General features: G+C 47.4%; 16 protein-coding genes. 5 read left to right on the forward strand and 11 right to left on the reverse strand.

The genetic code is table 11. The features are described 5' to 3' along the window. Positions 1 to 10 precede the first annotated feature (10 nt). The 5 genes from acnD to C9I98_RS01980 all read right to left on the reverse strand — a co-directional run bounded on the left by acnD (position 11) and on the right by C9I98_RS01980 (position 6,607). The gene (gene acnD, locus C9I98_RS01960; protein ID WP_107271504.1) at positions 11 to 2,596 is read right to left on the reverse strand and encodes a Fe/S-dependent 2-methylisocitrate dehydratase AcnD; all 2,586 of its coding nucleotides are present in this window, start codon (positions 2,594 to 2,596) and stop codon (positions 11 to 13) included. Between the two features lie 24 nt (positions 2,597 to 2,620). Further along, on the reverse strand, positions 2,621 to 3,796 hold the full coding sequence (gene prpC / locus C9I98_RS01965) for a bifunctional 2-methylcitrate synthase/citrate synthase (protein WP_051902366.1): 1,176 nt from the start codon (positions 3,794 to 3,796) through the stop codon (positions 2,621 to 2,623). A 158-nt stretch (positions 3,797 to 3,954) separates the two neighbouring features. Further along, entirely contained in the window at positions 3,955 to 4,824 is an 870-nt protein-coding gene (prpB, locus tag C9I98_RS01970; RefSeq protein ID WP_036825209.1) for a methylisocitrate lyase, read from the reverse strand. Further along, complete coding sequence (locus C9I98_RS01975; protein WP_081878999.1) at positions 4,821 to 5,534, reverse strand: GntR family transcriptional regulator; 714 nt, start codon at positions 5,532 to 5,534, stop codon at positions 4,821 to 4,823. The genes prpB and C9I98_RS01975 overlap by 4 nt, the downstream gene beginning before the upstream one ends. Before the next feature lie 164 nt (positions 5,535 to 5,698). Further along, positions 5,699 to 6,607, reverse strand: a complete 909-nt coding sequence (locus tag C9I98_RS01980) for a DMT family transporter (RefSeq protein ID WP_107271505.1) — start codon at positions 6,605 to 6,607, stop codon at positions 5,699 to 5,701. A gap of 762 nt (positions 6,608 to 7,369) precedes the next feature. Between C9I98_RS01980 and C9I98_RS01985 the strand changes: the two genes are divergently transcribed. After that, a complete protein-coding gene (locus C9I98_RS01985) occupies positions 7,370 to 9,124 on the forward strand; it encodes an ElyC/SanA/YdcF family protein (protein WP_036816786.1) in 1,755 nt (584 codons plus the stop codon). Positions 9,125 to 9,293: 169 nt separating this feature from the next. Beyond that, positions 9,294 to 9,749 (forward strand): hotdog fold domain-containing protein, encoded by a 456-nt coding sequence (locus tag C9I98_RS01990; RefSeq protein WP_036816785.1) that lies wholly within the window; start codon positions 9,294 to 9,296, stop codon positions 9,747 to 9,749. A gap of 84 nt (positions 9,750 to 9,833) precedes the next feature. On the opposite strand, the gene C9I98_RS01995 is transcribed toward C9I98_RS01990, so the two are convergent. The 5 genes from C9I98_RS01995 to C9I98_RS02015 form a co-directional block, all read right to left on the reverse strand. After that, positions 9,834 to 11,219 carry a short-chain fatty acid transporter gene (locus C9I98_RS01995; protein WP_036816783.1) on the reverse strand — a complete coding sequence of 462 codons (1,386 nt, stop codon included), beginning with the start codon at positions 11,217 to 11,219 and terminating at the stop codon, positions 9,834 to 9,836. A 243-nt stretch (positions 11,220 to 11,462) separates the two neighbouring features. Next, a complete protein-coding gene (locus tag C9I98_RS02000) occupies positions 11,463 to 11,906 on the reverse strand; it encodes a hypothetical protein (RefSeq protein ID WP_036816781.1) in 444 nt (147 codons plus the stop codon). A gap of 278 nt (positions 11,907 to 12,184) precedes the next feature. Beyond that, positions 12,185 to 12,736, reverse strand: a complete 552-nt coding sequence (locus C9I98_RS02005; protein WP_036816779.1) for a 3'-5' exonuclease — start codon at positions 12,734 to 12,736, stop codon at positions 12,185 to 12,187. Between the two features lie 89 nt (positions 12,737 to 12,825). Next, complete coding sequence (locus C9I98_RS02010) at positions 12,826 to 14,262, reverse strand: sensor histidine kinase (RefSeq protein ID WP_081878821.1); 1,437 nt, start codon at positions 14,260 to 14,262, stop codon at positions 12,826 to 12,828. Further along, positions 14,240 to 14,917, reverse strand: a complete 678-nt coding sequence (locus C9I98_RS02015) for a response regulator (RefSeq protein ID WP_036816777.1) — start codon at positions 14,915 to 14,917, stop codon at positions 14,240 to 14,242. Before C9I98_RS02015 ends, C9I98_RS02010 begins: the two co-directional genes overlap by 23 nt. Positions 14,918 to 15,133: 216 nt before the next feature. Between C9I98_RS02015 and C9I98_RS02020 the strand changes: the two genes are divergently transcribed. From C9I98_RS02020 to C9I98_RS02030, 3 genes are all read left to right on the forward strand, one after another. Beyond that, positions 15,134 to 15,619 carry a GlcG/HbpS family heme-binding protein gene (locus C9I98_RS02020; protein ID WP_036816774.1) on the forward strand — a complete coding sequence of 162 codons (486 nt, stop codon included), beginning with the start codon at positions 15,134 to 15,136 and terminating at the stop codon, positions 15,617 to 15,619. A 156-nt stretch (positions 15,620 to 15,775) separates the two neighbouring features. Further along, positions 15,776 to 16,570 (forward strand): AraC family transcriptional regulator, encoded by a 795-nt coding sequence (locus C9I98_RS02025; protein ID WP_107271506.1) that lies wholly within the window; start codon positions 15,776 to 15,778, stop codon positions 16,568 to 16,570. Positions 16,571 to 16,629: 59 nt separating this feature from the next. Then, positions 16,630 to 17,583: a DUF3179 domain-containing protein gene (locus C9I98_RS02030; RefSeq protein ID WP_051902304.1), complete on the forward strand. Its 954-nt coding sequence runs from the start codon at positions 16,630 to 16,632 to the stop codon at positions 17,581 to 17,583. Positions 17,584 to 17,696: 113 nt separating this feature from the next. Here the strand turns inward: C9I98_RS02030 and C9I98_RS02035 are convergent, their stop codons facing one another. Continuing rightward, positions 17,697 to 18,071 (reverse strand): RidA family protein, encoded by a 375-nt coding sequence (locus C9I98_RS02035; RefSeq protein ID WP_036824589.1) that lies wholly within the window; start codon positions 18,069 to 18,071, stop codon positions 17,697 to 17,699. Positions 18,072 to 18,135: the final 64 nt, after the last annotated feature.

An 18,135-nucleotide genomic window follows, 5' to 3' on the forward strand; every position in this document is an offset into this window, starting at 1 on the left:
ATTATCTCTCCTATTGTGCCAAGAAGTCTTGGGCGAAGCGCTGGAGTACACCGCCCGCCTGGTACACTGCCACTTCATCCGCCGTATCGAGGCGGCATGTTACTGGCACATCGAACTTTTCACCGTTAGCACGCGTCACCACCAAGGCCAAGTCAGCACCTGATTTTATGTCACCAACCACGTCATAAAGCTCGGTTCCGTCCAGCCCCAAGGTGTTACGATCAGTGCCTTGCTTAAACTGCAATGGCAATACCCCCATTCCCACCAAATTAGTACGGTGGATACGCTCAAATCCTTCAGCCACAATCGCTTCAACACCTGCTAAACGCACCCCTTTTGCCGCCCAATCACGCGATGAGCCCTGCCCATAGTCAGCACCGGCCACCACTATTAGAGGCTGCTTGCGTTCCATATAGGTCTCAATGGCTTCCCACATACGAACGACCTTGCCTTCAGGTTCAATTCGCGCCAACGAACCTTGCACAACCTCGCCTTCTTTCTTCACCATTTCATTAAACAGTTTCGGGTTGGCAAATGTTGCCCGCTGCGCGGTGAGATGGTCTCCCCTATGGGTAGCATAAGAGTTGAAGTCTTCTTCAGGCACGCCCATCTTCGCCAAATACTCACCCGCCGCGCTAGATGCCAGAATGGCATTCGATGGTGATAGATGATCGGTAGTGATATTGTCCCCCAATACTGCCAAAGGGCGCATCCCTGATAGGGTTCGTTTGCCAGCCAGCGCCCCTTCCCAATAAGGCGGCCTGCGAATATAGGTGCTCATTGGACGCCAATCGTAAAGCGGATTGTTGTTACGCTGCTCATCATGCAGTTTAAACATCTGGATATACACCTGATTAAACTGCTCAGGCTTCACATGCTCACCGACAACCGCATCAATCTCCTCGTCAGTGGGCCACAGATCATTGAGGTAAATTGGATTGCCTTGCTGGTCGTTACCAAGAGAGTCACGCTCAATATCAAAGCGTATAGAGCCTGCTAGCGCATAGGCAACGACCAAAGGTGGCGATGCCAGAAAGGCTTGTTTTGCATACGGATGGATACGACCATCAAAGTTTCGGTTACCCGACAGTACTGCGGTGGCATAGAGATCGCGGTCGATGATCTCCTGCTGAATATCAGGATCCAATGCCCCGCTCATGCCGTTACAGGTGGTGCAGGCATAAGCCACGATACCAAAGCCCAGCTTCTCTAATTCTGGCAACAGTCCGGCTTCTTCCAAATACAATTTGGCGACTTTGGATCCGGGTGCAAACGAGGATTTCACCCATGGCTTGCGCACCAAGCCTAGCTCATTGGCCTTCTTGGCAAGTAAGCCCGCTGCGACCACATTTCGCGGGTTGCTGGTATTGGTACAAGACGTAATGGCCGCAATAATAACGGCACCATCAGGCAACTCGCCGTCTTTTTCTTGCCATTCACCCGATATCCCGCGCGAGGCAAGCTCAGAGGTCGGTAAACGACGGTGGGGGTTTGACGGCCCAGCCATATTGCGGGACACACTCGACAAGTCGAATTCCAACACCCGCTCATATTGAGCCGTTTCCAAATCGTCTGCCCACAAACCGGTATGCTTGGCGTATTGTTCAACCAGCTCGACCTGCTGCTCGTCCCGTCCGGTCAGTTTGAGGTAGTTAATGGTCTGTTCGTCGATATAAAACATACCCGCCGTTGCACCGTATTCCGGCGTCATATTGGAGATAGTTGCACGGTCGCCAATAGTAAGGTCACGCGCCCCTTCGCCAAAGAACTCAAGATAAGACGACACCACACGCTCGTTACGAAGAAACTCGGTGATAGCCAACACGATATCGGTTGCGGTAATACCTAGTTGACGCTTGCCTGTGAGGTTTACGCCAACAATATCGGGCAATCGCATCATGGATGGCCGGCCTAACATCACCGTCTCGGCTTCGAGTCCGCCCACACCTATCGCAATGACACCCAGCGCATCAACATGGGGAGTGTGGCTATCCGTCCCCACGCAGGTATCTGGGTAGGCGACACCGTTCTTGGCTTGAACCACCGGTGACATTTTCTCCAGATTGATCTGGTGCATAATGCCGTTACCAGCCGGTATCACGCTGACATTTTCAAAAGCCGTTTTACACCACTCGATAAAATGAAAGCGATCCTCGTTGCGGCGCTCTTCTATTGCCCGGTTTTTGTCGAACGCTTCCGGATCAAAACCGGCATGTTCTACGGCAAGGGAGTGATCAACAATAAGCTGGGTTTCCACCACCGGATTCACTTTAGCCGGATCGCCACCTTGTTCGGCAATCGCATCACGCAATCCCGCGAGATCAACCAAGGCCGTCTGCCCAAGAATGTCGTGACAAACCACACGCGCTGGATACCAAGGAAAGTCAAGATCCCGCTTTCGATCGATGATCTGCTTCAAGCAGTCAGTCAAAGATTCAGGATCGCAGCACCTCACCAGTTGCTCAGCCAACACCCGAGACGTATATGGGAGGTTTTCATAAGCACCGGGCGATATATCATTGACGGCCTCGCGGGTATCAAAGAAATCAAGCCCGCTACCTGCCAGTGGTTTACGGTATTGAGTATTCATGTTCATAAATTACATCCGTAAATTGTGGTATTAACGACGCTCTTCAATCGGCAGCCAATCCTGATGCTCAGGGCCTTCATAGTCAGCACTTGGGCGAATAATACGGTTATTGTCACGTTGCTCGAATACATGTGCTGCCCAGCCCGTGACACGGCTCATCACAAAAATAGGGGTGAAGAGCTTGGTAGGGATCCCCATAAAGTGATAGGCCGAAGCATGGAAAAAGTCGGCATTACAGAACAACCCTTTCTCGCGCTTCATTACTTGCTCAACCCGCTCAGAAACCGCGTATAAGTGCGTGTCACCAACATCAGCGGACAATTTTTCTGACCATGCTTTAATTAAAGCATTCCGGGGGTCGGATTCACGGTAAATCGCATGACCAAAGCCCATGATTTTGTCTTTATTCGCCAACATTTCCATAATGCCAGCTTCAGCTTCATCGGGAGTTTGCCACTGCTCAATCATCGCCATCGCCGCCTCATTGGCACCTCCATGCAACGGGCCACGCAAACTACCAATGGCTGCAGTGATGCAAGAGTGCAGATCTGACAAGGTTGAGGCGCAAACCCGGGCGGTAAACGTTGAAGCATTAAACTCATGCTCGGCATACAGCACCAATGAACAATGCATCACTTGCTTATGGAGTGCCGATGGTGACTTGTCAGTGAGCATTTCAAGGAAGTAGCCACCGATACTATCCTCGCGGCTATTAGCCGTATCGATACGGACTCCGTCGTGGCTATAGCGATACCAGTAGCAAATAATGGCAGGCAACATGGCGAGCAGTTGGTCAGTTTTTTCATCCTGCTGCGAGAAATCAAGCTCCTGCTCAAGATTACCAAGCATTGAACAACCCGTTCGCATTACATCCATTGGGTGGGCATCGGCCGGGATAGTTTCGAGTACCAACCTTAATGCTTCAGGTAGCCCCCGAAATTCAACCAGTGCTTGTTTGTAATTTTGTAATTCTTGCTTATTTGGCAGTTTGCCTTTTAATAATAAATAGGCCACTTCTTCAAACTCAGCATAATTAGCCAAGTCGGTAATATCGTAACCTCGGTAGGTCAGCCCTGTGCCTGATTTACCGACCGTACACAGCGCTGTTACCCCAGCGCTTTGGCCTCTCAAGCCAGCGCCCCCAAGGGCTGGTGATTTCTTTTCGCTCTCGTCCTTCTTTACATCAGCTACGGCTATCGCAGTCATAGCAGACTCCTTCTTAAGTTGTATTCACGTTATTTTAAATAAGTTGGGCTTCCTCTTTATTTATTGGATAAATGGATACACTTATCCCCAGAGGTTATTTCCACCCTGTACTTGTTTGCGATTTTTATTGTTTTAATAAGCCTTAGAGATAATTTCGATTAAGGCTTTTTGAATAGTTTATCGAGTGTTTGCTCGTAATCGTGATAGCCCAAGTAGTGGTAGAGCTCCTCACGGGTTTGCATTTGATCAACCACGTTGCGCTGATGGCCATCTTTCAATAGATGTTGGTAGACATTCAATGCTGCCTGATTCATTGCCCTGAATGCCGACAGTGGATAAAGCACCATATCTACGCCGCACTCCGCCAGCTCATCGGTACTGAACAATGGGGTTTGGCCAAACTCGGTAATGTTAGCCAGAATCGGCACTTTTACCGCATCGGAAAACTGCTTGTATTGCTCCAGCGTATTGATGGCTTCCGGAAAGATCATATCTGCCCCGGCCTCAACACAAGCCTGCGCTCGCTCAATTGCCGAGTCCATCCCCTCCACAGCGAGTGCATCGGTGCGCGCCATTATCACGAAATCATCATCGACTCTGGCATCGACAGCCGCTTTGATCCTATCAACCATTTCTTGTTGGCTAACAATCGCCTTGTTGGGTCGATGCCCGCAGCGCTTTTGAGCGACCTGATCTTCCATATGAACAGCAGCAGCCCCACTTCGTTCCACCTCTTTGATGGTTCGAGCTATGTTGAACGCCCCGCCAAAGCCCGTATCAATATCAACCATCAAGGGTAGTTTTGTCACGGCGGTAATTCGTCGGACATCTTCAAGCACATCGTTCAAGGTTGTAATACCTAAATCAGGCAACCCATATGAGGCGTTAGCAATGCCTCCCCCCGATAGGTACACCGCTTGGTGGCCAACCTGCTCCGCCATCATGGCACAGTAGGGGTTGACGGTCCCGACAATTTGCAACGGGTTGTTATTGGCTACCGCTTGGCGGAAGCGTTTCCCTGGACTCATGAGGCTGTCTCCTTATCCTTCATCAGCTGTTGTTCGATTAATTGACGGCTTCTCATTATGTGCCGCCGCATCAACATTTCTGCCAACTCTCCATCGCGCTCTTTTAATGCGCTAAGTAGGTGAAAGTGTTCTTTGAGTGCCTGCTCCGGACGGGAATGAGAACGCTGCGATTGGTAGCGGTACATACGCAACAAATGATAAAGCTCGTCACAAAGTAGGCTAATTAACTTGGTATTCCGGCTCGCCTTTATCACCCGGTAATGAAAGTCAAAATCACCTTGCTGGTGAAAATATGAGGCCCCTTCCACTTGTTCTATATGTTGGTGGTGGGCGTCTAGCAAGGTTTCCAATCCAGCGATTTCTTCGTCGGTAATGTGCGCACAAGCAAGCCTTGCCGCCATTCCTTCAAGCGCTTCGCGAACTGCATAGATTTCAATCAGTTTTTCTTGGCTGAGAGCAACCACTCGTGCCCCTACATGGGGAACCCGCTCAACAAGTCCCATGGATTCCAATCTCATCATCGCCTCACGCAAAGGGCCACGGCTGACGCCATAATACTTGGCCAATTCCGGCTCCGAGATCTTACTGCCAGCGGGATAGCTACCTTTTACAATCTGATCAATTAGCTGCTCGGTGAGGTTTTCTGACTTGGTGCCTTCTTTCTCACCTTGGCTGTCGACACTTTTCAATTTCAAACCTTGCTCGCTCATTAAATTGTCAACAATTGGTTAAGTTACGAACAAATTTAGCGCTAAAAATCGGCTTTTACAACCTAATTGTTAACAATATGTATTAGACCTTAGTCTAGATTGTCGACAATAAAAAACGGCAGTGGCTTCTCACCACTGCCGTTTCATCAATCAGGTATGCTTCGTTATGCCGTTGGTTTGGCACTGCCAGCCAGCGGTTCGGTAGGCATTTCCAACTTCGGTTTACGTTGCGCCAGAATCACACCCGCAAGCACCATGCTGCCGCCAATATAATGGTAAATAGCCAACTGCTCGCTCAAGGTAATGCTCGCAATGAACGCCGTTAATACCGGCATCAAGTTCATGAACATCGCGGTGCGGTCTGCCCCCAAGATCTCAATGCCTTTCAACCAGCACCACGGTGCGAGTACAGAAGCAGGGATTGCGGCATAAGCAATAAGTGGTAACGACTCACTGGTAATGGCCATTCGCTCACTGCTAAATAGCAGCGGCAACAACATGACAATCGCGAACAAACCTTGTACATACACAGACTGCCAGTTATTGATTGGCATCTGCCAACGCTTTAGCAATACACAATATAGTGCGTAGACCACGGCAGCCAACATCACCAAACCATCACCTTGGGTGATCCCTTGCGATACTAGATTGCTGATGTCACCGTGCCCCAACATAAATACCAAACCAGCCAGCGATAACACGGCCCCTACTACCGCCGTAGGTAACAAGCGTTGGCCCAGTAGCGGTACACTCAAGAACATACTGATCAAAGGTACCAGCGAAATAATCAACGACATGTTGGTTGCCGTTGTCGTCGCAGCAGCAAAGTAGCCTAACGACTGGTTAAGCACCATGCCCAACAGCGCCAAGAAGGCCAACTTTGATAGATGCGGCTTGATGATATGGCGCTTTCGCCACACCGATGGCAAAACAAAAGGTGTTAACACCGCCATGGCAAAAAACCAGCGATAAAAAGAGATTGCCCCCGGATCAATAACGCTATACGACAGCTTATTGACGATAGCATTCCCCGCCCAAATGCAAACGGTCAATAAAGGAAATAAGTAAAACATTGCGTGCCTTTCAAATAGAAGAAGTTGATGAATTATTCATCTACTGCATATTTTGGCAGGTCATCTGGCAAATAAATATCTCTAAAAAGACATCGTGACTTTATTGTCGGACATTTAATCTGGGCGACATGAAAAATTAAGAAAAACGAGATTCAATAAACAATGTAAAGCACTGATTTTTAAAATATAAATGAAAATCAACCCAACTCATTCCCAATAAGAAAGAGTGATAAAGCTCACAGGAACGGGATTGCAGAAGCTACTTTTTAGAGTTTGCCAAAAATAATCGGTCATTTTTTGTCCCTTAACTTTATTCTTCATCTATGAGCAAAAACGAAAAAAACCTCTTAAATTCCGCCACAGACACATTATGTTACAAACATAAAAGTCAGGATTTAACCCCATATAAGCACATAAAAACAATAATTTCTCACAGCCAACTCATACTCCAAAGTTATATATCCCTAAGTAAACATCATTATTTTACGAATAAAAATTAACTAGTAAATCAACAAAGTAAATTACTTTCATATTTATAAAAAGCACATTTATTTCATGGTTTATTGCTCACATTCAAGCAATTCCTTGTCTAAAAAGTACATATGCGAACACTCTTATGCTTATTTGATCATCAGCACAAAAGCTTAAAAACCAAATGGAAATAACTTTATCTTCTACGCAAAATAACCGCGTTCACTACCTCGAAGGGCCCAGATGTAGTGTTACATGCTACCTCTATGCATACTTTAGGACTTTATAACGATGAAACATAAGATCGCCGCAGTATTGGTTGCATCAGCACTGGTTGCTGGATGCCAAAGTGACAACTCAACAGAAAATGCAGATCTCATTATTGGCCTTGGCTTACAGGTTAACTACGAATCTTGTAATGCGCGTTTGCTTCTAGAGCAACGTGTTGATCGCGCTTATGCCGTTTCGCTTGAAAAAGAAAATCCGTTTTTCGCCTTTGCTGGTAAGGGTAACCCAACGTCTCTAGAAACATGTTTCGAAAATGGCGAAGGCTTAACTGAAGCCCAAGCGATGAAAGATTACTTAATGGCTGAATACGGTGTTGCCGAAGATCGCATCGTACTTGAAGAAGAATCTATTTCTACAGATACCAATGCCCAAAACCTACTGCCGATCTTGGATGAAATCAGCCGTACGCGTAACATCAACTTTGTTTCTGAATCACTCGTTACCTCGGCTTATCACAACCACCGTCAGAGCTGGCAAGACGGTAGCGATAACTCATCGGTTTACTACTTCAATCGTGACTTCGGCGAAGGTACTTTTGTTGATGGTGAGAACGTTTACTCCTCGAGCGAACTTGCAGAGGAAAAAGTTTGGAGTGAGAGCACTGTTCTAACTTCGGCAACTGGTAGTGATCACTATAACTCTGCTCGTATTATCGGCGATGTTTCTGGCAATAAACTGCAAGATGCCGTAAAAGTTGATTTCGCTACAGGTCAGGTTTTTTTAGCGACCTCAACAGGCGAAGGCTTCAATGAGCCACAGCTGCTTCCAACAACTTTCACCGCTACCCACCTTGTTCAGTTAATTGACCTTACTGGTAATGGTTTAGCTGACCTTGTAGGTATGAATGATAATGGCGATATCCTAGTTGCAGTTAATGATGGTAAGCAAGGCTTCTTGGATGAAGTAAGCTGGGGCAAAGCGAATGGCGGTGTTGACCCACTTGAATCAGCTCAAGAAGAGAACGAAGAACCATCAAACCCATTCCCACCAGTCAAGCCTTCAGACTACAACATTGCCTTTGGTAAAGTGCTAGGTAATGACGCAGCTGATCTGGTTGTCTTCGCTGTAGACGGCACTTATGTTGGACAAAACCAAGGGGATAGCTTTGGCCCACTAACGAAAATTGTTGGTGATTTCGGTTCAGAGAACCTTGTAGATATCGAAAGTGGTGAAAAATTTGAAGGCAACGATTCGAATTACCCACGCTTTGTCGCCGATGTAACAGGTAACGGCGCGGCTGATATCATCGCCTTCGGCCACACAGAGATTTACGTTTCGGTGAATGATGGCAAAGGTAACTTCAGCGAACGTCAAACTTGGCTAAGTGACGATGCAGAGGGCAATGGCGCAAACTTTGTAGCCGGTACTGCGTTCGCTGAACTAGTTCTTGGTGTCGGCTGGGGACCAGATAGCTACTGGGGTGCACAGTACCCTCGCGGGGTTGCTGATGTGAACGGTAACGGCCGTGCTGATATCTGGGCTATCGGCGAGCATGGTGTTTATGTAGCTTGGTCTGCGGATATCAATGACGATGGTGCAGGTGACCACTTCGAAAACCTAAACAGTGTTTGGGTATACGAATCTAAATGGCGCCATAACAATGAAAATGATACGGCCTACCAGCAATTCACTCCGTACCGTAATTGGGAGCGAGGAGTGCACCCACGTATGTTTGGTGACGTAAACGGCAACGGCCGTGCTGACCTAGTTGGCTTTGGCGAGAATGAAGTGTTTGTTGCGGTTTCTGAAAACCCATAATTAACACCACTTTTTAACACCATCAAAGGGCTCTCTTCAGAGCCCTTTTTGCATTATGAGAACCAACAAATGGGTTGAACACTCTAATTTCAACTTGCATAGTGGTCAGACCAGACTATAACTTGAATAATGAATGGTTATTGCAAATTAGTTGGAAAAGGAAGTTTCAATGCGTAAAAACCTCAAGATATATAAGCAGCTTTCCCGTTTGCCTTTTGGCAACAGCCTTTTTTCGTTCGTTGTTTGTCGTATGGCACCCTACTTCGGCTCCATTAAGCCCAAAGTCACCGATCTCAAGCCCGGCTATGCGGAAGTCACAATCAAAAAACGCCGCAAAGTGACCAACCACCTCAATACCGTTCACGCTATCGCAATGTGTAATATGGCAGAGCTTGCCGGCGGCATGATGACCGATGTATCGGTGCCGGTAAAAAGCCGCTGGATCCCCGTCGGCATGACCGTGGAATACCTAAAAAAAGCAAAGTCAGACCTAACGGCAAAAGCCATCGGGGACAACATTGACTGGGCGACAGAAGGTGACAAGCTCGTGCCGGTTGAAGTGACTGATACTGAGGGCAATATGGTCTTTCGGGCCGAGATAACCATGAATGTCAGGTTAGCCTAAGCCTAAACTCTTCACACAAAAACGCCAAACATAGCTTGTTTGGCGTTTTTTCTTCATCATGCCAGCTAAGGCAAAACTTACCGATTAGAAGATCAACAAGCCTAATCCTATGATGGTGCCCGATGCGAACAAGGATATGATACAGAAGCCCATAATATCCTTCGCGTTCAAACCGGCGATGCTCAATGCGGGTAATGCCCAGAACGGCTGGATCATATTAGTCCATGCATCACCCCAGGCAATTGCCATGGCTGTTTTGGCAGCGGGTACACCCAGCTCTGCACCGGCAGGCATCATGATCGGCGCCTGAACCGCCCATTGACCACCACCAGAGGGCACAAAGAAGTTAACGATACCAGCACTGATAAAGGTAAATAGCGGGAAAGTGTACTCATTGGAAATACTGACGAACATGTCCGACATCGCGCCAGCAAGTGACACACCTTCAGGGCCTTTGGCAACCATCATGCCCATGATCCCGGCATAGAATGGGAACTGCAATAAGATACCTGCGGTATTCTTGGTGCCCTCAGCCACCGCTTTCAATAAACGCTTTGGTGTTCCGTGCAACAAAATAGCTGTGAACAGGAAGATAAAGTTCACGATGTTTAAGTTCAGGGCAAAGCCGTTGTCGCTGAAATAGCTCACGATGTAGGTAAAGCCCAGCAGTGCCAACAAACGGTTAACCCAAGGGCTTTGCTCTAGCCTTTCTGCAGGGGTCAGTTTGCTTTTATCTACTTCCTCTTCTTCTTTGTCATCTTGCAATAAATCAGGCGAAATAGAGACCACCTGATCGGCGGCAGGGTGCATAGAGCGATTCAATAAAGGGATAACAACCAGCATGGCCAATACAATGATCAGGTTCATGCTAGAAAAAAGGGTTTCGCTCGTTGGGATAGGCGAAGTAACGGCACCTGAGGTCACGGCTTCTAAATTGCTACCTGAAGCAATGGCAAGCGGCACAGAGCCAGATAAGCCGGCATGCCAGAATAAGAAGCCGGTATAAGCCGAAGCAATCAACAGACGGTAGTCGACACCTTTTACTTTAGCTGCCAACTCACGGGCAAAAATTGCCCCGACAACCAGACCGAATCCCCAATTGATCCAGCAGGCAATCGCCGACACAACCGTCACTATCAAAATCGCATGGCCCGGTGTCTTGGCCGTCATCGCTAAGTAAGAGAGTCCACGGCGAAATACTGGTGCTGACGCCATCGCATGGCCTGTCACCACCACCAGTGCCATCTGCATGGCAAAGGTTAACAGCTTCCAAAAACCACCCGAGAATGCATCGACCATCTGCATTGGGCTCTGCTGAGTAACCGGCATTGCAATAAGGAATACAACAAACGTCAGTATTGCAGCAAAAAGAAATGGATCAGGTAAATAGCGCTGTACGATTGCAGTACATACCGATGAAAAGCGCTGAAGCAAGGTGGGTTTCTGATAGGGGAGCGTTTCAGTGGACATATCTATCTCCTTGATGTTCCTTTGAAATACATGGCAGCTAATGATGCTTTGTAATTAATTTGTTAATTAGCTTAGGACGATTGCAACTGAATCAAGTAATAATTGATAGATCTATTTTCAGGAAGTCGCTTTGCAAATATAGGAAGCAAAAATGAGAGGAAACAAATGTGCCAACCGAATGGCTGGCACTAGAATATGTCATTAATGGGGGAATAGACTCCCTGCTAGCTCAACACAAAGCTATCAAGCCGTTCGCTCCAACTCCGCCTCGGCAGGCGGTAACCAATGGAACATATAATCAAACAGCTCCTGCTCGGTTGGACGCCCCATTTTACCTCGAATTAACGAACTCATATCAAGTAAGTGATCAACCTTTGCGGTTGGTTGATATGTCTCATGGTAACGCCTTAAAAGCGGGGAGTGCTTGATATAAAAATTGGCCGCAGACACTGCCTCTTCAAAGCTGTCATGTTCAGATATCTTTCGCGGGCAATCCCAAGTTGCACCGTCAAGAACGTAAACGCCAATCAAGCCGCTTTCTTCATAGACCAGTTCATCAATGTAAGGGACATTCCACCATTCGATAATTTCATGATGGGTGCGGTTCTCGTTCAGAACATCTGCGCAAGGAAATAGGTGCTCAGTATCCCGCTGTTTTATCGGGATACGACAATTTGTAAAGTTCATAGCCAACCAGTGTAAAATGTCTTTCTTTTTATATGCCACTAGTTTATTAAAAGCGTTATCTGTGTCAAATCCACAGCAATAATTTTCTTTTATAGATCAAATAACAATGCAAAAAGTTGGAAAAGCATCACGTATTGGCATGATACCGTATGGAAAAGTTAAGGTATGAAAAGCTGTACAGTTTGAGAGGTTATTAGATGATAGGGCTTTAAGGGCTTTTTAACAAAAGAGAATCATGGGGCACAGCAGGTAGGGTGCCCCAAATTAGTATCGATACGTTACTCGGAACCTTCACTTGGCAAAAACATGGTTCTAGCAAGGCGTGCCAAATTATAGGCATCATCGTAGCCCGAGTGCTGACGACCTTCCCACTCAATACCAGCCACTTCCATCGCATAACGCTGACCACAGCGTTTGTTCTTCACATGGCGCTGGAGCTTAAACAAGGTGGCTAAGTTCAAAAACTCATTGAACGGTACCTTGATCCCCTTCTCTTTGCATTCTTGGCGCAAGATGAGGTCATCTCGTCCCCAAGCCGCATAGATCTTATGGCGACCACCAAACTTTTGTTCAACCGACTTTAGGATGGTTGCCAATGGCTTACCGTTCTTCTCGATAACTTCCGGCTTGATGCCCGTCAACTCGGTACAAAATTGCGACACTTCATCATGCTCGGGTTTTACAAAGTGCTGAGCACGTCGGACAATTTCACCGTTTGTCAGATCAAGTTCGGCGACCCCGATTTCTATGATCTCGCCTGTTCTTGACTCCCGACCATCGTTCCAACAGCACATTTCGAGATCAAAACAGACAATACGATTAAAATTCATCTTACTTCCGGACTTAACACTAAAACGAGCGGTGAAGCATAGCACTTAGCAGCGGATTCAACAAAGGGAAGCGCGGGGTAAACCCGCCCCTAGCGCTCTCTCGTTGTGGTTTCATCAGCAAAGATAACGGTAAACATCGCCCCTTGCCCCAATGCCGACTCCACTTGGATGTTGGCTTTTAGCGAAGACACCATGACCTTCACCATCGCCAGTCCCAACCCATACCCCGACTTAGTCCGGCTTTGGTCGACCCTGTACAAGCGCTTGAAAATCAATTCATGGTGCTCTGGCGCGATACCGACGCCGTTATCACCCACGCTAAGCATTGCCTCTTCCCCCTCAGATCCGCAGGTTAAGTAAATCGTGCCGCCTGACGAGGTATATTTGAAGCTATTATCAATGAGGTTCACAACCACCTGCATTAGTCGACTCGGCTCAGTGAGTACCTTGCATGGTTTAAGTCCTGACACATCTATCTGCATCGCTCTATCCTCAGCGAGCTCTTCATACCAGGAGGCAACATCCAGCATCAATTGTTGTAAATCCACCGCTTCGAATGCCACCGATGACTTGCTGGCTGCTTCATCATTAATTTTCATTAATGTGTTGAGCATTCCGCTCACCTGCTGAGCCGACTCGGCACAATCAGATAAGGCGCTAGTTAGCTGTTCATTGGAAGGAGGGTGGCTTGACGCCAATGTTTTTTCCGTCGTCAGTGCAATGCGAGACAGTGGTGTTCGCAGATCGTGGGCAATGGCATCCAGGGTGTTGTCCATACTATTAATGGTTGCTTCCAGTCGCCCGTGAACCAATTCCAAGCTTTGGTTCAGTACCGCTAAGCGATTTTCTCCTTTCCCACCTTTACCATGGGCTATATTGCTATCATCGTCTTGTGGCAAGCTCACCGACCATTCGCTCGCCTGATCCAAGGTTCTCGCCAAGCGGTGGACCGGAGAAAGTGTTGTTGCCAGTAGCCGCCAAACAATTAAGGAAATCACTGCACACAGTAGCGCTAACGCCCCCACCATAATGAGCCACTGCATAAACAGTAGGTGCAAGCGTGGGTGAACATTTAACACCAACCAGAAGTCCTGATGCTGGCCGTTGAGTTTTAGCGTCAAGTAATGCGGTTCGAGCAACAATTGATACCAACCACGATTATCAGCTTGATAATATTCTAGGGCGATATCGGCATTGCCATGCTTGGTGCCGGCAATATATTGCGGTTTGCCCTCAACGTTTGGGCTGACGGAGACGGCTGTAATTGCATTTTCGATCAAACGCTCAGGGTTGCCTTCAAGCACGTGGATCAATTTTTCATCCGATTCGTACTTTAAGATCCGCTGATACTCCGCCCCCATCGACTTAAGCAATTTTTTGTCGACCCCATCAAGGGAGTACACCTGCATCAGGCCAATACCCAGCAAGATGACCACAAAGCACAGGGTCACGGTGGCGACAAATCGTCTAAACAACCATTTTTGTGCCAGGCGGGTTGATTGCTCAGCTCTCATATTTAAGGACATACCCCACCCCACGAATGGTATGGATCAAGGGTTGTTCAAAGCCTTTATCGACCTGCGCCCTTAAACGGCACACCAGCACATCAACCACATTGGTTTGCGGATTAAACTGATAGCCCCAAATTTTTTCTAGAATAATGGTTTTGGAAAATACCCGTTCCGGCTGCTGCATCAATAATTGTAATAAGTCGAACTCACGCTGCTTGAGTGATATCTCCTTCTCCCGGCGAAAAAGCTTACGGCTCAATAGGTCGAGCTTAAGATCGCTATACACCAACTGGCTCTGGCTATTGGTGGGCATCTGCCGCCGCAACAAGGTCTGGCAACGGGCAGCCAATTCAGCAAAAGCAAACGGCTTCACCAAATAATCATCAGCCCCAGATTGCAGCCCTTGCACCTTCTCTTCAACCAAGTGGCGGGCGCTCAGGATAATAATGGGCACTTGATAACCTTCGCCCCTTAACCGACGCAGCACATCCATGCCGTCCCAGGTTGGCAACATAAGATCCAAAATAACCAAATCAAACTCATCTTGCGTTGCCAACTGATAACCCTGTTTGCCATCGGCAATGCAGCTGACATTGAACCCCATTTCCTCAAAACCTTGTTGAAGGAAATTACTTATATGGCTGTCATCCTCAATCACTAAAATATTCATCTTGCATCCTGCTTACCATCATTCCCTGATGTCGATATTACATGATGACAACATTTCACTTCATTACAAACATGTAATGTTCCGACAAGGTTGCAGCAATTCTGGCTGGATATTGTTATCCCATCGCAACAACACGGGCACCGAGAGCGAAACAACTATCTCGTGATACATCGCCCAAATACATCACTGAATTACTGAACCGATTAAGGAAAGATCATGAAATTGAATATTGTACTTGCCGCCACATTACTCGCCGCTTCAAGCTCTGTTTTAGCTGATGATAAAGTATCGACGGTTACCCAACTATCATCAGCAGCCGCTTTCGAGCTAGCAAATGCAGCAGTAGGCCAATGCGCCAAAGACGGCTACAACGTGTCTGCTACGGTTGTCGATATTTCCGGCCGAGTACAAGCGCAACTGCGTTACGACAACGCCAGCCCGCACACATTGGATAGCTCGCGCCAAAAGGCCTTCACCGCTGTTAGCATGAAGCAGCCAACCGCAAACTTGATGAAGTTGGTCGCAGAGAAGCCGTTGATGGATCCGCTGCGTGATATGGACGACAACCTTCTCTTCCTGGCAGGTGGCCTACCAATTGAGTACAAAGGCCAGATTGTTGGTGCCATCGGTGTTGGCGGCGCGCCAGGCGGCCACCTTGACGTCATCTGTGCCGAAGCCGCGATTAAAACCGTGATGAAATAAGTTTTCTGGACATCGAACGAAATCATACCCGTCATACAACTAAGCCCAGCACTTGCTGGGCTTTGTTCTACTGCTGTTTCTATTCCCCACCCGACCACTTTCTATCACACATTATTTCACGTAACCTGAAAGCCCAAGCAGCAACAAGTAGCCATCATGACAAAGAAAATCTACCAGCCCCTTTTCGATAACGATAATCCACCCAGTGAGATTTTCTTCGGCCATGAAGTGTTCCTTCCCAATACCACCACGCCTAGCCACAGCCATCCTTGGGGGCAGTTGCAATTGATTACTGGCGGTATTTTGGAGCTGCGGGCAGAGAAGAAGCGTTTTCTGTCACCATCGCAGTACGCGGTATGGGTACCTGCAGGCATCGAGCATGAGAGTTTTATTCGCCGCAGCTTGAATTACTGCTCGATGAACATTGTCCAACCGCTTGCCGAGCCGCTTCCCGACTACCCTTGCCTGCTGGAAGTCACCCCGATCATGGAAGCGATCATCAATGATCTTAAGCAACGTCGCATTTCGGTGCCTGAAACCGAAGAAGATCACAGGCTGGTGAAAGTGCTACTCGATCAAGTCTATAAAGCCCAAGAGCACGAACAATTTCTTCCGAATACCACCGACAAGATGCTCAAGCCTATTCTCAAGGATCTTGAGCTTAATCCGACTACGGAGAAAAGCCTAAAAGACTGGGCACAAGAACTCCACACGACGGAACGCACATTGGCTCGCCATTGCCAAGACAAGCTCGGCATGAGCTTCACTGAATGGCGGCAACGACGCAAGTTCGTTTATTCACTGCATTTATTGCGTAAAGGTATGTCGGTAAAAGAGATTGCATTAACGCTGGGCTACCATCAGGCATCGCCGTTCATTACCTTGTTCAAGAAACATGCTCACTGCACACCAGAGCAATACCGACAGAAGTTTTCATCAGCTATAGAATAAAACATGAAAGATCCCTGCCCGAGCGCGGTCTGTATGTATGAAGCGCGATGGAGGGGTAAATGAAGCTACTCATAATCATTTTATATGGACTTATCTTCACTCTGCCGTTAGGCATGCAGGCAGCATCGCTTAACGGCTTTTCCTTAGAGAGAAGCACCATTCCCGCACACGAAATCCTATCCGGTGGTCCCGGTAAAGATGGCATCCCAGCCCTGCTTAAGCCCAAATTTGTAACAGCTAAAAATGCTAACTTTCTCAATGCACGGGATCCGGTTCTGGGGATTTCGGTAAATGGCGAGCACCGCGCCTACCCCATCAAGATCCTCAACTGGCACGAAGTTGTTAACGATACAATCCAAGGCAAGAAGGTTGTCATTACCTATTGCCCGCTCTGCGGTTCGGGCATGGCGTTTTCTGCTACCTTGAATGGCCGAACATTAACGTTTGGTGTGTCGGGCCTGCTCTATAACTCAGATGTTTTGCTGTACGATCACCAAACCGAATCACTGTGGTCACAAATCAAAGGCAAGGCAGTGACTGGTGTTGCTGCAGGGCAATCTCTCACTCAATACCCACTTACCCTAACCCGCTGGCAACAATGGCAAGCCCAATACCCATCAACCAAGGTACTTTCAACCGATACCGGGTTTAGCCGCAACTACCAACAAGACCCTTATGCAGGGTACCAGCGCTCTCCTCGCTTGTTCTTTCCTGTTGCCAACAAGGCACCAAGTATTTACTCAAGCAAAGAAACCGTTATGGGGTTCAAGGGCAAGCAAAGTGTCATCGCCTTCCCGTTCACAGAATTACGGAAACAAGGAAAATCACAATTTAACTTTGATTTTGAGGGACTAGCTTTGGTGGTTCATTATGACCAAGATAACCAATCGGCATGGATAACAGACAACCAAGGAAACCAATTATCTTCCACTTTGCTTTATTGGTTTGCATGGTACGCGTTTTACCCTGACACCCATATTTTCAAGGCAAACCGTATTCAATATGAAAAGTGACAAAGGCAAAAAGTCATCACGTTAAAAGTGCTCTGGCTAGATAGCTTTTAATATTTACGGCAAGAAAAAAGGAGGCGATGACGCCTCCTTAGAATATCGAAATTTGGACTAGATTACTTAGTCGCGATTACTTCGATTTCAACTTTTGCGTCTAGCGGTAGACGAGCAACTTCAACACAGCTACGTGCTGGGCAGTTGTCACCGAAGAACTCAGCATAAACAGCGTTTACTGTTGCGAAGTCGTTCAGATCTTTAACGAATACTGTCGCTTTAACGATATCAGCTTTAGTCATACCCGCTTCGTTAACGATAGCTTCAACGTTAGCTAGAGACTGCTTAGCCTGCTCTGCAACGTCTTCTGGCATTTTACCTGTTTCAGGGTTTAGAGGTAGCTGACCAGAAGTGATTAGCATGTTGCCAAAAAGCTTAGCTTGAACGTAAGGACCAACAGCAGCAGGGGCATTCACAGTATTGATAGTTTGAGTCATTTTATTACCTATATTACTCGTCTTTTAGTGGCAGCAATATAACGCAATATTCAGAGAAAAACCT

Origin of the sequence: Photobacterium sanctipauli (genome assembly GCF_003026495.1) — a bacterium.
GTDB classification, from domain to species: domain Bacteria; phylum Pseudomonadota; class Gammaproteobacteria; order Enterobacterales; family Vibrionaceae; genus Photobacterium; species Photobacterium sanctipauli.